Here is an 18,036-nt window from a genome sequence, read left to right as displayed (position 1 = left end):
TGTTTCGCGCACGCATCGAAGGAAAGCACCGCGACGCAATCGTTATGAAAGGCGAAAGCGGGTGCCGCGGGCCCCGAGGTGTGTGCAGAACGCTTCGGGGTGTTTTCGAGCTCGTCTGCAGCCGGTCGGCTGCGCGGCCGTTCAGACCAGTTCGGCGATGGCCGATGCGGCGCGCGAGCGCCGGGCGTGGAGCACCGAATCGACGCTCAGGACGACGAGGGCGAGCCAGACCAGCGCGAAGCCGATCCATCGCTCCAGCGGCATGGGTTCGTGCAGCAGCCAGGCGCCGGTGATGAACTGCAGGATCGGCGCGGCGAACTGCAGCAGACCGATGAGCGTGAGCGGCGCGCGGCGCGCCCCCGAGGCGAACAGCAGCAGCGGTACGGCGGTGACCACGCCCGCGAGAGTCACAAGCACGGTGTGGCCGGCACCCTGGGTGCCGATGACGAGGCCGGTGGTGTTCGCGACGATGACGAGCTGGACGACGGCGATGGGCGTCAACCACAGCGACTCGAGCGTCAGCCCACTGACGGCGTCGACCCGCGGGCCGATCTGCTTCTTCACGAGACCGTACGTGCCGAAGCTGGCCGCGAGGATGAGAGCGATCCAGGGCACAGATCCGTACGCGACGATGATGACGATGACGGCGAGCCCCGCGAAGGCGATGGCGATCCACTGCGCGGTGCGCAGGCGCTCCTTCAGCACGATCACACCGAGCAGCACGGTGACGATCGGATTGATGAAGTAGCCGAGGCTTCCCTCGATCACGTGTCCGGTCAGGATGCCGATGAGAAACACCTGCCAGTTCACGTAGATCAGCAGGCCCGCGATGATCGTCCAGAACACGAGGCGGCGATCGCGGAGGATGGCGAACAACTTGCCCCACGTGCGCGTCACGGTGAGGAGGATGGCGCAGAACAGCAAGGAGAAGAGGATGCGCCAGACGACGATCTCCCACGGACCGATCGGGGCCAGCAGGAGGAAGTACAGCGGCAGGAAACCCCAGAGCACATACGCCCCGAAGGCGTAGGCCGCGCCGAGCCTCTCCTCACGGGCGGTCTCAGCGGGTGTCATGAGACAAAGCCTACGACGCCCCTGACACGCTCATCTCCTCCGCCCCTGCGGCATCCTGCCGTTCCCCGTCCGCGAACCGCCACGTTTCGCCTCGCGAGCGCAGCCGGATGCAGAGAAGGCCCGGATGCCGTGGCATCCGGGCCTTCTCTGAGGCGTGGATCGTCAGCGGACGACGACCGCCAGAACGTCGCGAGCCGACAGGACGAGGAACTCGTCGCCGTCGAACTTCACCTCGGTGCCGCCGTACTTGCTGTAGATGACGCGGTCGCCCACGGCGACGTCGAGCGGTACGCGGTTGCCGTTGTCGTCGATGCGGCCGGGACCCACGGCCACGACCTCGCCCTCCTGGGGCTTCTCCTTGGCGGTGTCGGGGATGACGAGGCCACTGGACGTGACCTGCTCAGCCTCGACCTGCTTGATGACGATGCGGTCCTCGAGCGGCTTGATGGAAACCGACACGGTCTACCTCTTTCTTGCTGGGCGTGATGCTTCAAGACTCGTTAGCACCCACACGGGTGGAGTGCTAACAGAAGTCTAGGGCGCGGCTGGCACTCGTGCAACGCGAGTGCCAGCTCCGGTGGTGTGCGCGGATGGCGCCCGCATAGGCTGGCCGGATGGAACGCGCCGAACTGACCGCCCTGCTGACCGCGGAGGGACTGCGGCTGGTCGACGAACTCGGCGCGATCGACTCCCCCGACGACGTGACGCGTACCGTCTCCCGCCTGCGCGCGGCCGGCCTCTCCCCCGAGCTCGTGTCGGCGGCGGTCGGCCAGGCGCGCCTGCGCACCCGAGCACGCCGCAAGTTCGGTGAGTTCGGTGACCGCATGCTGTTCACGCGGGCCGGCCTCGAGCAGGCGACGCGGCTGTCGGTGGGCGCGCGCCACGCGGGGCGCTTTCGCGATGCAGGGCTGCGCCGCGTCGCCGACCTCGGCTGCGGCATCGGCGGAGATGCGCTCGCCTTGGCCGGCATCGGAATCGATGTGGTCGCGGTCGATGCGGACGAAACCACCGCAGCGCTCGCGGCCTACAACCTCGCGCCGTTCGGCGACTCCGCCACCGTTCGCCACGCCCGCGCCGAAGAGGTGCCGCTCGACGACGTCGACGCCGTGTGGCTTGACCCGGCCCGGCGCACCGCCGGCCACAGCGAAACCGCGCGCGTCGCCGCCGGCGAGTGGTCGCCGCCGCTGGACTGGGTCTTCGCCCTCGCCGCACGCATGCCCGCCGGCATCAAGCTCGGCCCGGCTTTCGACCGCGCCCTCATTCCCGATGACGCCGAGGCGCAGTGGATCAGCGTCGACGGGTCGACGATCGAACTCGTCGTCTGGACCGGCGTGCTCGCCCGACCGGGCGTGCGCCGAGCGGCGCTCGTGATCCGCGCCGACGGTGCCGCGGAGTTGACGGCGGACGGCGACGCGGAGGACGCCGAGGTACGCCCCCTCGGCGCTTACGTGCATGAACCCGAGGGCGCCGTGATCCGCGCGCGCCTCATCGGCGAGGTGGCCCGAAGCCTCGACGCGGGCATGATCGCGCCCGGCATCGCCTACCTCACCTCGGATGCCGAGGCCTCGAACCCGTTCGTGCAGAGCTTCCGCGTGCGTGAACAGCTGCCGACCGACGTCAAAGCGCTCGCGCGCACCTTGCGCGAACGCGAGATCGGCACGCTCGAGATCAAGAAACGCGGAGTCGACATCGATCCCGCCGCGCTGCGGACGAAGCTCAAGCTGCGCGGTCCGCACGCCGCGACGTTGATCCTCACGCGCGCCGGGTCGTCGCGTGTCGCGCTGCTCGCCGACCGCGTCTGAGTCAGGCGGCGCCCACGGGACTGGCGCGGCTGGCGGGGCTCGCAAGCCTCAGCCCAGCATCGGCCCCTGCGTCGAAGCCCACCACAGCCATCCCGCGCTGTAGACGAGCGATAACGCGCTGAGGCAGAGCGCCCAGACCGCGATGCCGCGAGCTTCCCACGGCCGGCGGAGGGCGACGATGGCCAGCACGGCTCCCACGAGCCCGATGAGAAAGCCCCACCCGACGAGGAAGGAGACGATGAGTCCCAGCACAGCGAAGGTCAGCGCCCACGGTGCGGTGCGGGGCAGCACCTCGGGCGTCGGCGCCCACCGCACCTCCGGGTCCGGCGCGGACGCCCGGGCCACCCCCGCCTCGCCCGGCACGACGGGCGTCGCGATCGGCACCGGCTCGGTGAGCTCGCGCTGGAAGCCGCCGCGGTGCGCGCCCGGCAGGGCGGCGCTCGTCGCCGGCGCGATGTCTTCGGATGGCGCGTCGACGTGCGGCACCGGGGTCGCCGGCGCCGGCACGGCCTGCCGTTCGTCGCTCATCCGGCCACCTGGATCTCGGTGACGGGCAGCGTCGAGTCGGCGCCGAACGCGAGATGCGAGGGAGCGCGGCCGCTCGCGATCAGCTCGGCGGCGAGGACGGCGATCATGGCTCCATTGTCGGTGCACAGGCTCAGCGGCGGAATGCGCACGGTGACGCCGGCATCCGCCGCGCGCGCGAGCGCGAAGTCGCGCAGCCGCCGGTTGGCGACGACACCGCCGCCCAACAGCAGCCGCGGGACGTTGTGGCGCGCACACGCGTCGAGGGCCTTGGTGACGAGCACGTCGACGACCGCTTCGCGGAAGGATGCCGCGACATCTGCGACCGCCGGACTCTGACCGGCCGCCTCGGCCTGCTCGACCCAGCGCGCGACGGCCGTCTTCAGACCCGAGAACGAGAAGTCGTAGCGGTGCGCCTCCATGTCGGAGGCTCGCGACAGCCCCCGCGGGAAGCGGATGGCCTGGGGGTCGCCGTCGGCGGCGGCGCGATCGATCTCGGGGCCGCCGGGGTAGGGCAGGCCGAGAATGCGCGCGATCTTGTCGAACGCCTCTCCCGCGGCGTCATCGAGGGTCTCGCCCAGCAGTTCGACGTCGGAGACGAGATCGCGTACGAGCAGCAGCGAGGTGTGGCCGCCGCTGACCAGCAGAGCGACGGTCGGGTACTCCACGTCCTCCCCGGTCAGCAGATCGGCGGCGATGTGACCGACGAGGTGATTGACGGCGTAGAGCGGCGTGTCCAGTCCCACGGCGAGCGCTTTCGCGGCGCCGATCCCGACCATGAGCGCACCGGCGAGCCCCGGACCGCTCGTGACGGCGACGGCGTCGAGATCGCTCAGTGCGATGCCCGCCTCGGCGACGGCGGCGTCGATCGCCGGCTGCAGCGCCTCGAGGTGAGCGCGCGCGGCGACCTCGGGTACGACGCCGCCGTAGCGGGCATGCTCGTCCATCGAGCTGGCGATCGTGTTGCTCAGCAGCGTGCGCCCGCGCACGATGCCGATGCCGGTCTCATCGCAGCTGGTCTCGATGCCGAGCACCAAGGGTTCGGTGGCGCTCACGAGCACACTCCTGCGTTGAGAGTCCCGGCATCCGTCGCCGCTCGAGCCGCGGTCCACGCGACCACGTCGAGCTTCATGACGACGGCGTCGACATCGTCGGGCTGGTAGTAACGGGGTCGGCGTCCGATCTCGGCGAAACCCTCGGAGACGTACAGCGCGGATGCCGCAGGGTTGTCGGCCCGCACCTCCAGGAACACGTCCCGCGCCTCGCGCTCGCGCGCGGCGGCGAGCAGGGCACGCAGCAGCCGGCGCCCGCGGCCGCGGCCACGCGCCGCCGCGGCGATGGCGATGGTCTGGATGTCGGCGTCGCCCGCGCGCGCGACGGCGCGCACGCCGCCGTAGCCGAGCAGGGCTGCGCCCTCGACGTCGACGAGGTAGCGGGCGTGCGGCGACGAGAGTTCCTCGCGCATCATCGCCTCACTCCAGGCATCCGTGGGAAACGAGGTGCGCTCCAGCTGCATGATCGCGGCCAGGTCGTCGACAGTGGCCGTCCGCAGCGTCACGAGGTTGCTCCCGTGGGGCGGGTGACGCTCTTAGGCAGGGTCACATCGGGGGCGCGCAGATACAGCGGCTCGGCGCCGGTGAGCTCGCGGCCCGCGGCGACGGCGCGAGCCCCGACCACGGCGAGCATGCTCGCACTGATGGTCGCGATGTCGCGGCGTTCGGCGCCGAGGCCGGCGAGCACGCCGTCGATGTCGGTGCGCAGGGCCAACGCCGGCCCCATCGAGCGGATCGGGATGCCGTCGGCATCCAGCCCGTCGTACACCGAGTACGCGACCTCACGACGGCGGGCATCGGTGACCACCGCGAAGCGCGGCACGTCGGCGAACGGGTCGGCCAGCGCGGTGGCGAGCAGGATCTCGAGCGCCGCGGCATCGTGGCTCGGTACGGACACGACCGGCAGCGCGCGGGCCAGGGCGAAGGCGCGGGCGGCGGCGATGCCGACCCGCAGCCCGGTGAACGGGCCCGGGCCCATGCCGGCGGCGACATGGGTGAGGGTCACCGGCTCGCCCGTCGCGGTCTGGCCGATGGGGCCGTGAGCCGCATCGGCGAGCGCGTGGCGCAGCAGGTCGCCGATCACTTCGGCGTGGCCGAGCGGGTTGTCGCTGGTGCGATCGGCGCGGACGGCACCGTCGGGATCGACGATGCCGACGGCGGTGCCGAGCGAGGTGTCGATGCCGAGGATCACCGTTCCAGGGTAGTCGCGCCCGGCAAGCGACGCTCAGCCGTGGCGAGTGATGCGCACCAGGCGCGGTGCGGCGTCTTCCATCGCGGCCATGTGCGGGCCCGCCGTGCCGCAGGCGTTGTCGACACCGGTGCCGCTCCAGCCGCGGTCGATCTCGACCTCCCACCAGACGTCGGCGACGGCGTCCGCGAAGGGAGCAGCCCACTCCGCGATGACGACCGAGCCCGCGAAGTCGATGTCGAGGTCGTCGAGTTCACCGTCGGTGCCGAGCCGGTAGGCATCGACGTGCACGAGCGGAGGTCCGTCGACGAGCGAAGGGTGCGTACGCGCGATCACGAAGGTCGGGCTCTGCACCCGGCCACGCACGTCCAACGACTCGGCGATTCCCCTCGTGAGCGTGGTCTTGCCGGCGCCCAGGGGGCCGGTCAGCACGATGAGGTCACCCGCCCGCAGGTCGCGGCCGAAAGCGCGACCCAGGTTCTCCATGTCGGTGGGCGACGCGATTTCACGCTCTCCCACGAAGGCGTCCAGTCCGCTCATGCGCTCACCGTCTCATCCTCAGTCCGCCGCTGTTCAACGCCGGGATGCCCCGGTGGATTCCCGCGGCAGGTGGGGTCGATGGCTCGCGGCGCCGGTGCTGCGGCGTCGGGGTCACGCCCCGACCTCTCGCCGCGGCACACGCGGGCCGATGCGGGTGACGATCTCGTAGTTGATGGTGCTCGCGGCATCCGCCCAGACCTCGACGGGTGGTGCGCCGAGCGTGGGGTCGCCGAAGAGCACCGCCTCGTCACCCACCGCGACCCGATGGTCGCCGACATCGACGACGAACTGGTCCATGGCGATGCGCCCCGCCACGGGGAAGACCTCGCCGCCGATGCGCACGGCCGCCCCGCCCGACGCCGCCCGGGGCACGCCGTCGGCGTACCCGGCGGGAATGAGCGCGAGCGTCGTCTCCCGGTCGGCGCGGTGCAGGTATCCGTAGGAGACGCCCTGTCCGGCGGGCACCCGACGGACGGCAGCGACCGCGGCCCGCAGGGTCATGGCGGGGCGCAGGCCCAGGTCGGCCGACGTGCGATCGGCAAACGGCGACAGCCCATAGATGGACACCCCCAGCCGCACGCATCCGAAGCGCGATTCGGGCAGGGCGATCGCGGCGTGCGATGCGGCGATGTGACGCAGCTGCGGGGCGAGCCCGTGGGATGCCGCGAGGGCGAGGGCGTCGGTGAACCGATCGATCGCGGCGCGGTCGTCGTTCGCCGAGGCATTGGAGAGGTGGCTGAAGATACCGATGACACGCAGCCGCCCGATGCGTTCGAGCCGGGCCGCCTCGGCGAACGCGGTGGCGTAGTCGGCGGGGGCGAGTCCGTTGCGGCCGAGGCCGGTCTCGACCTTCAGGTGCACGCCGACCGGGCGGTCGCCGGATGCCGCGGCCGCCGCGTCCTGCAGCTGGTCGAGGCTCGAGATGCCCAGCTCGATGCCGTGCGCCGCCGCCTCGGCGAACCGTGCGCCCGGCGCGTGGAGCCACGCGACCAGCGGAGCGTCGATGCCGGCGCGGCGAAGGGCGAGGGCCTCGTCGATGTCGGAGACCCCGATGCGGTGCGCGCCGCCCTCGAGCGCGGCCCGCGCGGAGCGCACGGCACCGTGACCGTAGCCGTCCGCCTTGACGACGGCGATGACCTCGGATGCCGTGAGCTGGCGCAGATGGCGGACGTTCGCGGTGATCGCGGAGGTGTCGATGACGGCTTCGCGCAGTACGCCGTCGGGGAGGCGACTCATGCGCATCCCTCCGCGCGGCCGCGGTCCGCCGACTCGGCGATCACATAGGCGGTCGCCAGCCCCGCATCGTGGCTGAGCGAGAGATGCAGGGCGCCGATGCCCCGAGCGGCGACAGTCGCGGCCGTCTCGCCGGTGAGGGCGAAGACGGGTCGGCCGGACGATTCACTGGCGACTTCGATGTCGGTCCAGTGCACGCCGTCCGAGCCGCCGAGCGCCTTGATCAGCGCTTCTTTGGCGGCGTACCGGGCGGCGAGCGAGTGCGGCTTCAGCTGACGCTCCGACGGAGCGAACAGCCGCTCGAGCAGGCGCGGTGTGCGCGCCAAAGACCGCTCGAACCGAGGAATGTCGACGAGGTCGACGCCGATTCCGATGATCACGGCATCCTCCCCTTCCGCGTCGCGAGCTCGGGTGCGCGCTCGGTACGCACCGGCCAGCCTACCGGCGCCTCGATGCGTGCTCACCCGCAACGAGACACGTTCGGGCGCTCGGAACGGCGGTGCGTCTGGGGCGCCAGGTCGTTTCTCGGCGGACTACTCGACGGTGACGGACTTCGCGAGGTTTCGGGGCTGGTCGACGTCCAGGCCCTTCGCGGTCGCGAGACCCATCGCGAAGATGTGCAGGGGCACCACGGCCAGCAGCGGCTCGAACAGCGGGCCGGCCAACGGAATGCGCAGCACCTCGTCGGCGAACGGGAGCACGGCAGCATCCCCCTCTTCGGCGACGACGATGACGCGGGCGCCGCGGGCGCGGATCTCCTGGATGTTGGAGACGACCTTCTTGTGCAGCTCAGCCGATTCGCGCGGCGACGGCACGATGACGAACACCGGCTGGCCGGGCTCGATCAGCGCGATCGGGCCGTGCTTGAGCTCGCCGGCGGCGAAGCCTTCGGCGTGGATGTAGCTGATCTCCTTGAGCTTGAGCGCACCCTCGAGGGCGATCGGGTAGCCGACGTGGCGCCCCAGGAACAGCACCGATTGGGTGTCGGCCATCCAGTGTGAGAACTGCTCGATGTGCTTCTGCTCCTCGTCGAGTACCCGCGCGATCTTGTTCGGCACCGCTTCGAGCTCGCGTACGTGCAGCGCCTGCTCGGCCTCGGAGATCGTGCCGCGAAGGCGTGCCACGTGCAGCGCGAGGAGGTAGAGCGCGGTGATCTGAGCGACGAAGGCCTTCGTGGATGCCACGGCCACCTCGGGCCCCGCGTGCGTGTAGATCACGGCATCCGACTCGCGGGGAATGGTCGCGCCCTGGGTGTTGCAGATCGACAGCGTCTTGGCGCCGTGCTCGCGCGCGTACTTGACCGCCATGAGCGTGTCCATCGTCTCGCCCGACTGGCTGATGGAGACGACCAGCGTGTCATCGCCGATCACCGGGTCGCGGTAGCGGAACTCGTGGGCGAGCTCGACGTCGACGGGGATGCGCGTCCACTGCTCGAGCGCGTACTTGCCGGTCTGGCCGGCGTAGGCGGCGGTGCCGCACGCGATGACGACGATGCGACGGATGCCCGTAAACAGCTCGTCCAGACCCGCGAGTTCGGGGATCGTGACTGTTCCGTCGTGCAGGCGTCCGCGGATGGTGTTGGCGACGGCCTCGGGCTCCTCGGAGACCTCCTTGGCCATGAACGACGACCAGCCGCCCTTCTCTGCCGCCGACGCGTCCCAGACGACCTCGAAAGGCTCAACCTCCACCGGGTGGCCGGCGAAATCGGTGACCTCGACGCCGGCGGGCGTGATCGCGACGATCTCGTCCTGACCGATGGCGAGGGCATTGCGCGTGTACTCGACGAAGGCGGCGACGTCGGATCCGAGGAAGTTCTCGCCCTCGCCGAGTCCGATCACCAGCGGCGAGTTGCGGCGCGCGCCGACGACGAGGCCGGGCTGGTCGCGGTGCATCGCGAGCAGCGTGAACGCTCCCTCAAGGCGCGCGGCCACCGTGCGGAAGGCGGCGACGAGGTCGTGGGACGCCTGGTACTCGCGCCCGAGCAGCACGGCGGCGACTTCGGTGTCGGTCTCGGAACGGAAGGTGAAGCCTTCGCTGACGAGCTCGGCCTTGAGTTCGGAGAAGTTCTCGATGATGCCGTTGTGGATGACAGCGAGTTTGTCGTCGTCGGCGAGGTGCGGGTGCGCGTTCGCGTCGGTGGGCCCACCGTGGGTCGCCCAGCGGGTGTGGCCGATGCCGGTGGTGCCGTCGGCCATCGGGTGTGCGGCGAGGTCATCGCGCAGCACCTGGAGCTTGCCGGCGCGCTTGCGCAGCTCGAGATCGCCCTCGGCGTCGATGACCGCGATGCCGGCGGAGTCATAGCCGCGGTATTCCAGGCGTGCCAGCCCCGACAGGAGAATGGCCTGGCTGTCGCGCGGGCCCACGTATCCGACGATTCCACACATGGGCTCAATGCTAGGTGCGCGCTTTTGCGCGGCGCCCTCACAAAAGCCGTGAGTTCTCCGACAGCGGGTCAGAGCTTGCGCAGCCGCACGGTCTCCACCGCGTGGGCAGCCGCCTTCTTCAGCACCAGCGTCGCGCGATGGCGGGTGGGCGCGACGTTCTCCCGGAGGTTGGGCAGATTGATGTCGTTCCAGTACCCGAGCGCGGTGGTGACAGCTTCCTCGTCGGAGAGCTCCGCGAACACCCGGAAGAACGAATTCGGGTTGCTGAAGGCGCCGCGCCGGAGCGCGAGGAAGCGGTCGACGTACCACTGCGCGATATCGGCCTCGTCGGCATCCACATAGATCGAGAAGTCGAAGAGGTCGCTGACAGCGACATCGTTGGGCGTCGGCGGCGGAGAGAGCACGTTGAGGCCCTCGACGATGACGACGTCGGGACGGCGCACGGTGACGTGCGCGTCGGGCACGATGTCGTACCGCACGTGCGAATAGAAGGGCGCGCGCACCTCGGCGGCGCCCGACTTGACCTCGGTGAGGAAGCTCACCAGAGCGCGCCGATCGTACGACTCCGGAAAGCCCTTGCGGCCCATCAGTCCGCGGCGTTCGAGCTCAGCGTTGGAGTACAAGAACCCGTCGGTGGTCACCAGCTCGACCCGCGGCGTCCCGGGCCACCGGCTCATCAACTCGCGCAACAGGCGCGCGATGGTCGACTTGCCGACGGCCACAGAGCCGGCGACGGCCACGACGAACGGCGTGGTCGAGTCGGGCTCGCCCAGGAAGGTCGCCGTCTCGGCGCCCAGCCGCTTCGTGTTCTCGGCATACGTGCTCAGCAGCCGGCTGAGCGGCAGGTACACCTCACGCACCTCGGTGAGGTCGAGCCGATCTCCGATGCCCCGCAGCTGCACGACTTCGGTCTCGGTGAGCGGATTCGGGATGCCGGCGGTCAGCCGAGCCCATTCGGAACGGCCGATCTCGCGGTACAGCGAATCGATCGCCGTCATCTCGTCTTCGATGGACATCGGCCCCACTCTATCTGTGGATACTCTGAACCCATGCGCCTCGGAGTCCTCGATATCGGCTCGAACACCTTTCACCTGCTCGTCGCCGATGTCCACCCCGGAGGGCGCCCGCAGGCCACGACGAGCCAACGCACAGTGCTGCGTCTGATGCGCTATCTCGACTCCGACGGATCCATCAACGAGACCGGCGTGCAGGCCCTCGTGGATGCCGTCACTCAGGCGCGCACCGTCGCCGAAGCCGAGAATGTCGTGGAACTGCTCGCGACGGCGACCAGCGCGGTGCGCGAAGCGACGAACGGCGCCGAGGTCATCGCGCGCATCGAAGCCGCGCTCGGCCAAGAACTGCAGGTGCTCGGGGGCGAGTCCGAAGCCCGCTTCACGTTCCTCGCGGTGCGCCGCTGGTTCGGCTGGTCGGCGGGCCAGATCTTGCTCTTCGACATCGGCGGCGGATCGTTGGAGATCGCCTCCGGGGCTGACGAACTGCCCGACGTCGCCGCCAGCGTCCCGCTCGGTGCGGGACGCACGACGATCGAGTTCCTCCCGCACGACCCGCCCGGAGAGGATGCGGTCGAGGTGCTGCGCGAGCATGCGCGCAGCGTGCTCGCGCCGGTCGTCGACCTCATGGTCGACCAGAAGCGACCCAACCACGTCGTGGGCTCGTCGAAGGCGATCCGTTCGCTCGCGAAGCTGGCGGGATATCCGGTGCCCGGGTGGAGCGGCAGCGAGCGGATGCTCCTGCCTCGCGGCGCTCTGGGCTCGTGGATCCCGCGGCTCGCGCGCATCCCGGCATCCGCCCGTCAGGAACTACCGGGCATCACTGCCGATCGCACGTTCCAGATCGTGGCGGCGGCGGTCGTGCTGCACACCGCGATGACGGCGCTCGACGTCGACGAGCTCGAGGTGAGCCCCTGGGCGCTGCGCGAAGGCGTGCTGCTGCGATACATCGAGTCGCTGAGCTGGCAAGAGCCGGTCTGACGCGGCTTGTCAGACCCGAGCGAAGCACGGTGTCCGAGGAAGCGACCCCTCCGTCCGGGGATGCGGGGGGACATCGACGGAGGGGTCGCGCACCCCGGTCGTCAAACCCGTCGCGCCCCGTCCCTGTCGGTCAGGGCGCGGGGAATGGGCGGAAGAGTGCAGGCTCAGAGTAGGGGGCGAGTCAAGACGCGCACCAGCGCTGCGACGACGTTTAACAGGCCCTTAATGCGGCGCCCGTTCGCCGTTCAGCCCCGGACGATGTCAGCGAGTTCCTCGGCGATGCGCTGCGCGTCGTCGTGCGAGGCGGCCTCGACCATGACCCGGACCATCTGCTCGGTTCCCGAGGGGCGAAGCAGCACACGACCGCTGTCGCCCAGCGCCGCCTCGGCGACCTGGACGCCCGCCAGCACATCGGCATCCGTCGCGCGCGAGCGCTCCACGCCGCGCACGTTGATCAGCACCTGCGGGAACACGGTCATCACCGAAGCGAGGTCGGCGAGGGTACGGCCGGTGCGAGCCATCTCGGCGCACAGGTGCAGTCCGGTGAGCACACCGTCGCCGGTGGTGGCGTAGCGGCTCATGATCACGTGGCCGCTCTGCTCGCCGCCGAGCGAGAAGCCACCCTCGCCCATGCGCTCGAGCACGTAGCGGTCGCCGACGCCGGTCTGTTCGACCGTGATGCCCTGCGCGGCCATCGCCCGGTGCAGACCGAGATTGCTCATCACGGTGGCCACGAGGGTGTCGTTCTTCAGACGACCGTCGCGCTTCATCGCGACCGCGAGGATCGCCATGATCTGGTCGCCGTCGACGAAAGCGCCGGTCGCGTCGACCGCGAGGCAGCGGTCGGCATCGCCATCGTGGGCGATGCCGACGTCAGCGCCGGTGCGCACGACCTCGGCGGCGAGGCGTCCCATGTGGGTCGAGCCGTAGCCGTCGTTGATGTTGATGCCGTCGGGGTCGGCGCCGATGACGGTGACCTTGGCGCCCGCGTTGCGGAACGTCTCGGGCGAGACACCGGATGCCGCGCCGTGCGCACAGTCGAGTACGACGTGCAGACCGTCGAGGCGGTGCGGGAGCGAGGCCAGCAGATGGATCGCATAGCGGTCTTCGGCATCGGAGAATCGTTCGACGCGTCCGACGTCGCCGCCGATCGGGCGGAGCTTCTCGCCGCCCATCGCCTCTTCGATGCGTCGTTCGACCTCGTCGGGCAGCTTGACGCCGCCGCGGGCGAAGATCTTGATGCCGTTGTCGGGCGCCGGATTGTGCGAGGCGGAGATCATCACGCCGAAATCGGCGTCGATGTCACCGATCAGATACGCGGCCGCGGGTGTCGGCAGGGTGCCGGCGTCGAGAACGTCGACGCCGGACGACGCCAGTCCCGCTTCGACGGCCGCCGAGAGGAAGTGCCCGGACACACGCGGATCACGCGCGATGACGGCGGTGAGCCGCTTTCCGGCAGCTTTGCGCGCCTCGGCGATACGGCCCTGGCCCAGGACGACAGCAGTCGCCTGGGCCAGGGTGAGTGCGAGTTCGGCGGTGAGGGGGCCATTGGCCAGGCCCCGCACACCGTCGGTCCCGAACAGCGCCACGAAGCTTAGCGCTTCGAGTACTGCGGAGCCTTGCGGGCCTTCTTGAGACCGGCCTTCTTGCGCTCCTTGACGCGAGCGTCGCGCGAGAGGAAGCCGGCCTTCTTCAGGGTCGGGCGGTTGTTCTCGGCGTCGATCCCGTTGAGCGAACGGGCGATGCCCAGACGCAGCGCACCGGCCTGACCCGAGGGGCCGCCACCGGAGATACGGGCGATGACGTCATAGGCGCCGTCGAGGTCGAGCACCGTGAACGGGTCGTTGATCAGCTGCTGGTGCAGCTTGTTGGGGAAGTAGTCCTCGAGGGTGCGGCCGTTCACCGTGATGGTGCCCGAGCCGGGAACGATGCGCACGCGGGCGATGGCCTGCTTGCGACGTCCGACAGCCGCACCGGGAACCGAAAGCACCGGGCGGGGCGCCGAAGCGGCCTCTACCGGGGCGCTCTCGGTGGTGTAGCTCTCCGCGTTGTCGAGGGTGGTCTCTTCGATGGAGTCAGCGATCTTCGCCATGAGTTGTCCTTATATCTCTCGACGCGCTTACTGGGCGACCTGGTCGAAGGTGTACGGGGTGGGCTGCTGGGCCGCGTGCGGGTGCTCGGCGCCCGTGTAGACCTTCAGCTTCGACAGCTGCTGGGCACCCAGGCTGTTCTTGGGGAGCATGCCGCGGATCGCCTTCTCGACGGCGCGGATCGGGTTCTTCTCGAGGAGCTCGGCGTAGGAGGTGGACCGCAGGCCGCCCGGGTAACCGGAGTGGCGGTAGTCCTTCTTCTGCGTGAGCTTCTGGCCGGTCAGCGCAACCTTGCCCGCGTTGATCACGATGACGTGGTCGCCCATGTCCATGTGGGGCGCGAAGGTGGGCTTGTGCTTGCCGCGGAGGAGAACTGCGGCGTGCGTCGCGAGGCGTCCGAGGACGACGTCGGTCGCGTCGATGACGAACCACTCGCGAGTGGCTTCACCGGCCTTGGGGGTGTAAGTGCGCGTCACAGTAGTGCTGCTTTCTTCATTCGAACGGAGAGGTTCGTGAATCCCGCTCCGGGGTGGTTCGCTGCCAGAGCAGGAGAACACGCCAGTGGAGGGCTCACGTTCGTGAGGGGTTCTCACTCTCCGAAACGTCGAGGAGCGAGCACCAAAGGGACAGTCTACGTCATGCAGGCGCAGAGACCAAACATCGCGGGAGGGGCGGGCCGTAAGAAAGGGCGACCGGGGGATCGAAGGGATACTCCGATCCCCCGGTCGCGGCGGCCGCACGCGGGGGGTCGGCGACCGCCAACCGGTCGTGTGGGGACACTACCGGGGGCTGGGGGGTTTCTTCTGCGCTCTCTGCCCACGGCGGGCAGCGGTTGTCCAGGACAGTCTACCGGGCTGCGCCCATCTCCACCGCAGGCTGAGCCGCCGACGCGCCCGTGACCTCCAGGCGGGCGGCGAACTGCTTGATCCACGGGCGCAGTTCGGCGCCGAGGTCATCTCGCTCGACGGCCAGCTGCAGGACGGCCTTGATGTAATCGACGCGATCACCGGTGTCGTAGCGGCGTCCGCTGAAGACCACACCGTAGACGCCGGGGGCGAGCACATAGCGGCCGATGACGGCGAGGTTCGACGGCGCCTCGTCGCGTGAGGGCTTCTCGACCAGGTCGAGCACTCGCACCGAGCCGTCGGCGGCCTGCTCGCCCACCGTGGCGACACCGTAGAGATGCACCTGTGCGGGATCGACCTCCATCAACGCGATGACCGCTCCCCCGGTGCGCTCGTGCACGGCGAGCATCGTGGGCAAGAGTGGGTCGCGCTCGTCGATCAGGTCGTCGCCGAGCATCACGACGAAGGAGGAGGGACCGACGTACGATGCCGCGCGCGAAACCGCGTGTCCGAGGCCGCGCGGCTCGCCCTGCCGCGTGATGTGGATGTCGGCCAGCTGCGACGAATGCGACACCGTGCCGAGTTTGGCGGTGTCGCCCTTCGTGGTAAGGGCGCTCTCGAGTTCGGGAATCGAATCGAAGTGGTTGGCGATGTTGTTCTTGTTGCGCCCGACGATGATCAGGACGTCGCGGATGCCTGCCGCCACCGCCTCCTCGACCACGTACTGAATCGCCGGCTTGTCGACGACAGGAAGCATCTCCTTGGGCATGGCTTTGGTGGCGGGCAGGAAGCGGGTGCCCAGTCCGGCGGCGGGGATGACGGCTTTGCACCGAGGGGGCATGCGATCTCCTGCGGGGCGTAAGGGGGGTAGCTCCGGGACATCCATAGGACGCGCGTATCGCGAGCATAGCGAACGCGCACCCACCTTCCATGACGGGGGTGAGTCAGGTCGGTGACGACCGTGTGATCAAGCGTGCGCCGCGAGTGCCGAGGCCGGCAGGGTCGACTCGAGCACGACGTCCTCACCCTCCTGATAGAGCAGGGTGGGGCCGGCGAACGAGCGGATGGGCATGATCGCCCGGGGAAGCGAGCCGGCCGACGCAACCCGTACGTGCAGCACTCCCCCCTCACCGGCCGCGATCTCGATTCGGGCCGCCCGCGCACCGGAATGCTTGACGGCGTTGACCAGCGCTTCGTTGACGACGTCGGCGACGACGAGGGCCGACTCCGAGGCCTCGACCGCCCACACGGCAGCGGGGTCGATGTGGGTCTCCAGCGACATGAGCGCCTCCCACCCGGCCAGCATGCGTCGCAGCTCGCCGCCGGTGTCGACCTCCGTATACGAGGGGGGCGCGAGCACCTCGTCGAGGGCCCGATCGGTCTCGACGCGGAAGCGAGCGATCTCCTCTTCGGTGGGCATGGCCTCGTCGACATGCGCCGCGAAGATGACGCAGCGACCCTGCACCCTGCCGTGCAGCACGGAGGCGGCCTGTCGCAGTGGCGTCTGCGCGTGCCGCACGCGATCGGCGTAGTCGCCGGCGGCGCGGGCGAGTTCGTGGGTGGAGGACTGCTCCTCGACGCGCGCGCGGCGGCGCGTGTCGATGGCGGTCGCGAGCACGATGGCCGCCAGCGGGAGCGCGAAGATCGGCATGAGCACCACGGCACCGGCCGCGGGGAGGAGGAGATGGCCCACGGCGGCGGCGGCGACACCGGCGAGGACCCACACCAGAAGTACCGCGATCCCGCCTGTGCGGTCGGTTGTCTCGGGCAGGGCGCGCAGCACCGCTCCCGCTGCGAGGTCGATGAGCAGTACCGCGACGACGGCGGCGATGACGCCGGGGATGTCGGCGATGGTGAGCAGGAACGGCACGCACATCACGAGGTAGAGCATGCCCACCCAGAGCAGCGGGGTGGGGCTGAGCCGCTCGATGCCGCGCCGAGGCGCCAGGGTCGATGGCCGCGGCAACCAGAGCGCCGGCACCGGTGCGCTCGCCTCAGCCATCTGCTCCAGGCGATGGCTGGCTGCCCGCACCCGCTCGGAGAAGCCGCGGACGGCGTCGAAGTCGATCCGTCCAGCGAGCATCGCGTCGCGCTCGATGCGAAGTTCGGCCACGATCGCCCGGATCACCAGTCGCGCGTCGCTTTCGCCGCTGGTGATCCGCTGGGTCGCAGCATCCAATCGTCCGAGGGCGGCGGCCAGGCGATCGGCGGTGGCGCGCGTCTCGTCGTATTCCGTCGTGATGATCGCGATGAGCGAGAAGAGCCCGACAGCGACGACGAGATTGATACCCGTGCGCGCGATCCAGACGCCCGTGGAGTGACCTGCGAAGAGGGCCACGACGAAGGCTTCGTTGAGCGCGGGTCTGACGACGGCGACAACCACGATCGTCACGGTGATGAGGATGCCGCGTGAGGTGTGATCCTTCATTCGCCGCTCGGTCACAGCCACCACGAGCACGGCGACGGCGAGGATGGTCCAGGAGATGAGGGCGACGATGACACCCTGGACGTAGCCGCTCGGTCGTCCCTCGACGATCGGTACAAGAAGGAACGCGGATATCGGGAGCGAGGCCACGGCGCTCCACCGCGTGAAAAATCGACCGCTTCCCGCCGCATCCCAGTACGCTGACACGACGTTGATCACGCGCTGGCCACCCCGGGCCTTCACCTGCACCCCAACATTGCTACCCCCAAGTAGTAGTCAGTGTAGCCATTCGTCTACATATAATGCGAGGGCTTTTTCCGTATAATCCGCGCAGTTGTCCGTCGCGATGGTGCGGCCCCGATCCGAGGAGCCGGTCATGACGAAGACCATCGCGACGCCCCCCGCCCGCACTGCCTGGGGCGCTCGAGCGCGAAACCCTCGCTTCTGGTTGTGGGCGTACGGCGTTGCCCTCGCGATCGTCGCGTTCTGGCCGGTTCCGGTGGATTCCGGGGCGGGTCCGTTTCTGCGCGCCGTGACACGCGCCATTCCGGTGCTGACCTACGCGCGCATCGAGTTCGGCGCGAACATTCTGATGTTCATCCCGCTAGGGCTGCTGCTGTCGCTCATCCTGCGTCGGGAGCGTTGGCTGGTGCTGCCGATCGCTTTCTTGACCACCGTCACTATCGAGACGGGTCAAGCGATCGCCCTCGCTGCGCGCACCCCGAGCGTGCTCGACATCATCGCCAACACCGCAGGCGCATGCGCAGGCATGGTACTGGCGGCGTTCATCGAGGCACTCGACCGGTCGAGCACACGCGTTTCGTTCGACGACAGCGACGGATAGCAGAAAGGGGATACGGCCGCCCCGCCCGCAACCCCCCGGAAG

At 69.6% G+C, this 18,036-nt stretch carries 19 protein-coding genes; 3 read left to right on the top strand and 16 right to left on the bottom strand.

All coding sequences use genetic code 11. The features are described 5' to 3' along the window. Positions 1 to 141: 141 nt before the first annotated feature. Both rarD and groES read right to left on the bottom strand, forming a co-directional pair. Entirely contained in the window at positions 142 to 1,074 is a 933-nt protein-coding gene (rarD, locus tag ITJ43_RS05020) for an EamA family transporter RarD (RefSeq protein ID WP_194582732.1), read from the bottom strand. Between the two features lie 162 nt (positions 1,075 to 1,236). Beyond that, positions 1,237 to 1,533 (bottom strand): co-chaperone GroES, encoded by a 297-nt coding sequence (gene groES, locus ITJ43_RS05015; protein WP_194582731.1) that lies wholly within the window; start codon positions 1,531 to 1,533, stop codon positions 1,237 to 1,239. A 155-nt stretch (positions 1,534 to 1,688) separates the two neighbouring features. Here groES and ITJ43_RS05010 point away from each other — a divergent pair, with 155 nt between their 5' ends. Then, positions 1,689 to 2,876: a class I SAM-dependent methyltransferase gene (locus ITJ43_RS05010; protein WP_194582730.1), complete on the top strand. Its 1,188-nt coding sequence runs from the start codon at positions 1,689 to 1,691 to the stop codon at positions 2,874 to 2,876. A gap of 48 nt (positions 2,877 to 2,924) precedes the next feature. On the opposite strand, the gene ITJ43_RS05005 is transcribed toward ITJ43_RS05010, so the two are convergent. The 9 genes from ITJ43_RS05005 to coaA all read right to left on the bottom strand — a co-directional run bounded on the left by ITJ43_RS05005 (position 2,925) and on the right by coaA (position 10,815). Continuing rightward, the gene (locus ITJ43_RS05005) at positions 2,925 to 3,404 is read right to left on the bottom strand and encodes a hypothetical protein (protein ID WP_194582729.1); all 480 of its coding nucleotides are present in this window, start codon (positions 3,402 to 3,404) and stop codon (positions 2,925 to 2,927) included. After that, positions 3,401 to 4,456 (bottom strand): tRNA (adenosine(37)-N6)-threonylcarbamoyltransferase complex transferase subunit TsaD, encoded by a 1,056-nt coding sequence (gene tsaD, locus ITJ43_RS05000; RefSeq protein WP_194582728.1) that lies wholly within the window; start codon positions 4,454 to 4,456, stop codon positions 3,401 to 3,403. Before tsaD ends, ITJ43_RS05005 begins: the two co-directional genes overlap by 4 nt. Continuing rightward, positions 4,453 to 4,959 (bottom strand): ribosomal protein S18-alanine N-acetyltransferase, encoded by a 507-nt coding sequence (gene rimI / locus ITJ43_RS04995; protein WP_194582727.1) that lies wholly within the window; start codon positions 4,957 to 4,959, stop codon positions 4,453 to 4,455. Before rimI ends, tsaD begins: the two co-directional genes overlap by 4 nt. Continuing rightward, entirely contained in the window at positions 4,956 to 5,645 is a 690-nt protein-coding gene (gene tsaB, locus ITJ43_RS04990; RefSeq protein WP_194582726.1) for a tRNA (adenosine(37)-N6)-threonylcarbamoyltransferase complex dimerization subunit type 1 TsaB, read from the bottom strand. The genes rimI and tsaB overlap by 4 nt, the downstream gene beginning before the upstream one ends. Before the next feature lie 33 nt (positions 5,646 to 5,678). Continuing rightward, on the bottom strand, positions 5,679 to 6,182 hold the full coding sequence (tsaE, locus tag ITJ43_RS04985; RefSeq protein ID WP_194582725.1) for a tRNA (adenosine(37)-N6)-threonylcarbamoyltransferase complex ATPase subunit type 1 TsaE: 504 nt from the start codon (positions 6,180 to 6,182) through the stop codon (positions 5,679 to 5,681). A gap of 111 nt (positions 6,183 to 6,293) precedes the next feature. Continuing rightward, entirely contained in the window at positions 6,294 to 7,418 is a 1,125-nt protein-coding gene (alr, locus tag ITJ43_RS04980) for an alanine racemase (protein ID WP_194582724.1), read from the bottom strand. After that, entirely contained in the window at positions 7,415 to 7,795 is a 381-nt protein-coding gene (locus tag ITJ43_RS04975) for a holo-ACP synthase (protein WP_194582723.1), read from the bottom strand. The genes alr and ITJ43_RS04975 overlap by 4 nt, the downstream gene beginning before the upstream one ends. A 153-nt stretch (positions 7,796 to 7,948) precedes the next feature. After that, entirely contained in the window at positions 7,949 to 9,799 is a 1,851-nt protein-coding gene (gene glmS / locus ITJ43_RS04970; protein WP_194582722.1) for a glutamine--fructose-6-phosphate transaminase (isomerizing), read from the bottom strand. Between the two features lie 68 nt (positions 9,800 to 9,867). Beyond that, positions 9,868 to 10,815: a type I pantothenate kinase gene (coaA, locus tag ITJ43_RS04965; RefSeq protein ID WP_194582721.1), complete on the bottom strand. Its 948-nt coding sequence runs from the start codon at positions 10,813 to 10,815 to the stop codon at positions 9,868 to 9,870. A 33-nt stretch (positions 10,816 to 10,848) separates the two neighbouring features. On the opposite strand from coaA, the gene ITJ43_RS04960 reads away from it, so the two are divergent. After that, complete coding sequence (locus ITJ43_RS04960; RefSeq protein ID WP_194582720.1) at positions 10,849 to 11,790, top strand: Ppx/GppA phosphatase family protein; 942 nt, start codon at positions 10,849 to 10,851, stop codon at positions 11,788 to 11,790. A gap of 245 nt (positions 11,791 to 12,035) precedes the next feature. On the opposite strand, the gene glmM is transcribed toward ITJ43_RS04960, so the two are convergent. The 5 genes from glmM to ITJ43_RS04935 form a co-directional block, all read right to left on the bottom strand. After that, a complete protein-coding gene (gene glmM / locus ITJ43_RS04955; protein ID WP_194582719.1) occupies positions 12,036 to 13,379 on the bottom strand; it encodes a phosphoglucosamine mutase in 1,344 nt (447 codons plus the stop codon). Between the two features lie 5 nt (positions 13,380 to 13,384). After that, positions 13,385 to 13,882, bottom strand: coding sequence for a 30S ribosomal protein S9 (rpsI, locus tag ITJ43_RS04950; protein ID WP_194582718.1), 498 nt, complete (start codon positions 13,880 to 13,882; stop codon positions 13,385 to 13,387). Between the two features lie 27 nt (positions 13,883 to 13,909). Then, positions 13,910 to 14,356, bottom strand: a complete 447-nt coding sequence (rplM, locus tag ITJ43_RS04945; RefSeq protein ID WP_194582717.1) for a 50S ribosomal protein L13 — start codon at positions 14,354 to 14,356, stop codon at positions 13,910 to 13,912. Positions 14,357 to 14,726: 370 nt separating this feature from the next. Continuing rightward, entirely contained in the window at positions 14,727 to 15,566 is an 840-nt protein-coding gene (locus ITJ43_RS04940) for a UTP--glucose-1-phosphate uridylyltransferase (protein ID WP_194582716.1), read from the bottom strand. 126 nt (positions 15,567 to 15,692) lie between these two features. Then, the gene (locus tag ITJ43_RS04935; protein ID WP_194582715.1) at positions 15,693 to 17,399 is read right to left on the bottom strand and encodes an ATPase; all 1,707 of its coding nucleotides are present in this window, start codon (positions 17,397 to 17,399) and stop codon (positions 15,693 to 15,695) included. Positions 17,400 to 17,526: 127 nt separating this feature from the next. On the opposite strand from ITJ43_RS04935, the gene ITJ43_RS04930 reads away from it, so the two are divergent. Beyond that, positions 17,527 to 17,994: a VanZ family protein gene (locus ITJ43_RS04930; protein ID WP_194582714.1), complete on the top strand. Its 468-nt coding sequence runs from the start codon at positions 17,527 to 17,529 to the stop codon at positions 17,992 to 17,994. The last annotated feature ends 42 nt before the right edge of the window (positions 17,995 to 18,036 follow it).

Origin of the sequence: Microbacterium sp. VKM Ac-2870, assembly GCF_015350795.1 — a bacterium.
Lineage (GTDB): Bacteria > Actinomycetota > Actinomycetes > Actinomycetales > Microbacteriaceae > Microbacterium.
Note: the sequence above shows the minus strand (reverse complement) of the source record. Positions and strands in the feature narration are given on the sequence as shown.

What these genes read in the sequence shown, in the direction of transcription:
- rarD (WP_194582732.1), bottom strand. Translation starts at nt 1,074, where the DNA reads ATGACACCCGCTGAGACCGCCCGTGAGGAGAGGCTCGGCGCGGCCTAC.
- ITJ43_RS05010 (WP_194582730.1), top strand. Translation starts at nt 1,689, where the DNA reads ATGGAACGCGCCGAACTGACCGCCCTGCTGACCGCGGAGGGACTGCGG.
- ITJ43_RS05005 (WP_194582729.1), bottom strand. Translation starts at nt 3,404, where the DNA reads ATGAGCGACGAACGGCAGGCCGTGCCGGCGCCGGCGACCCCGGTGCCG.
- tsaE (WP_194582725.1), bottom strand. Translation starts at nt 6,182, where the DNA reads ATGAGCGGACTGGACGCCTTCGTGGGAGAGCGTGAAATCGCGTCGCCC.
- alr (WP_194582724.1), bottom strand. Translation starts at nt 7,418, where the DNA reads ATGAGTCGCCTCCCCGACGGCGTACTGCGCGAAGCCGTCATCGACACC.
- glmS (WP_194582722.1), bottom strand. Translation starts at nt 9,799, where the DNA reads ATGTGTGGAATCGTCGGATACGTGGGCCCGCGCGACAGCCAGGCCATT.
- coaA (WP_194582721.1), bottom strand. Translation starts at nt 10,815, where the DNA reads ATGTCCATCGAAGACGAGATGACGGCGATCGATTCGCTGTACCGCGAG.
- ITJ43_RS04960 (WP_194582720.1), top strand. Translation starts at nt 10,849, where the DNA reads ATGCGCCTCGGAGTCCTCGATATCGGCTCGAACACCTTTCACCTGCTC.
- rpsI (WP_194582718.1), bottom strand. Translation starts at nt 13,882, where the DNA reads ATGGCGAAGATCGCTGACTCCATCGAAGAGACCACCCTCGACAACGCG.
- ITJ43_RS04940 (WP_194582716.1), bottom strand. Translation starts at nt 15,566, where the DNA reads ATGCCCCCTCGGTGCAAAGCCGTCATCCCCGCCGCCGGACTGGGCACC.
- ITJ43_RS04930 (WP_194582714.1), top strand. Translation starts at nt 17,527, where the DNA reads ATGACGAAGACCATCGCGACGCCCCCCGCCCGCACTGCCTGGGGCGCT.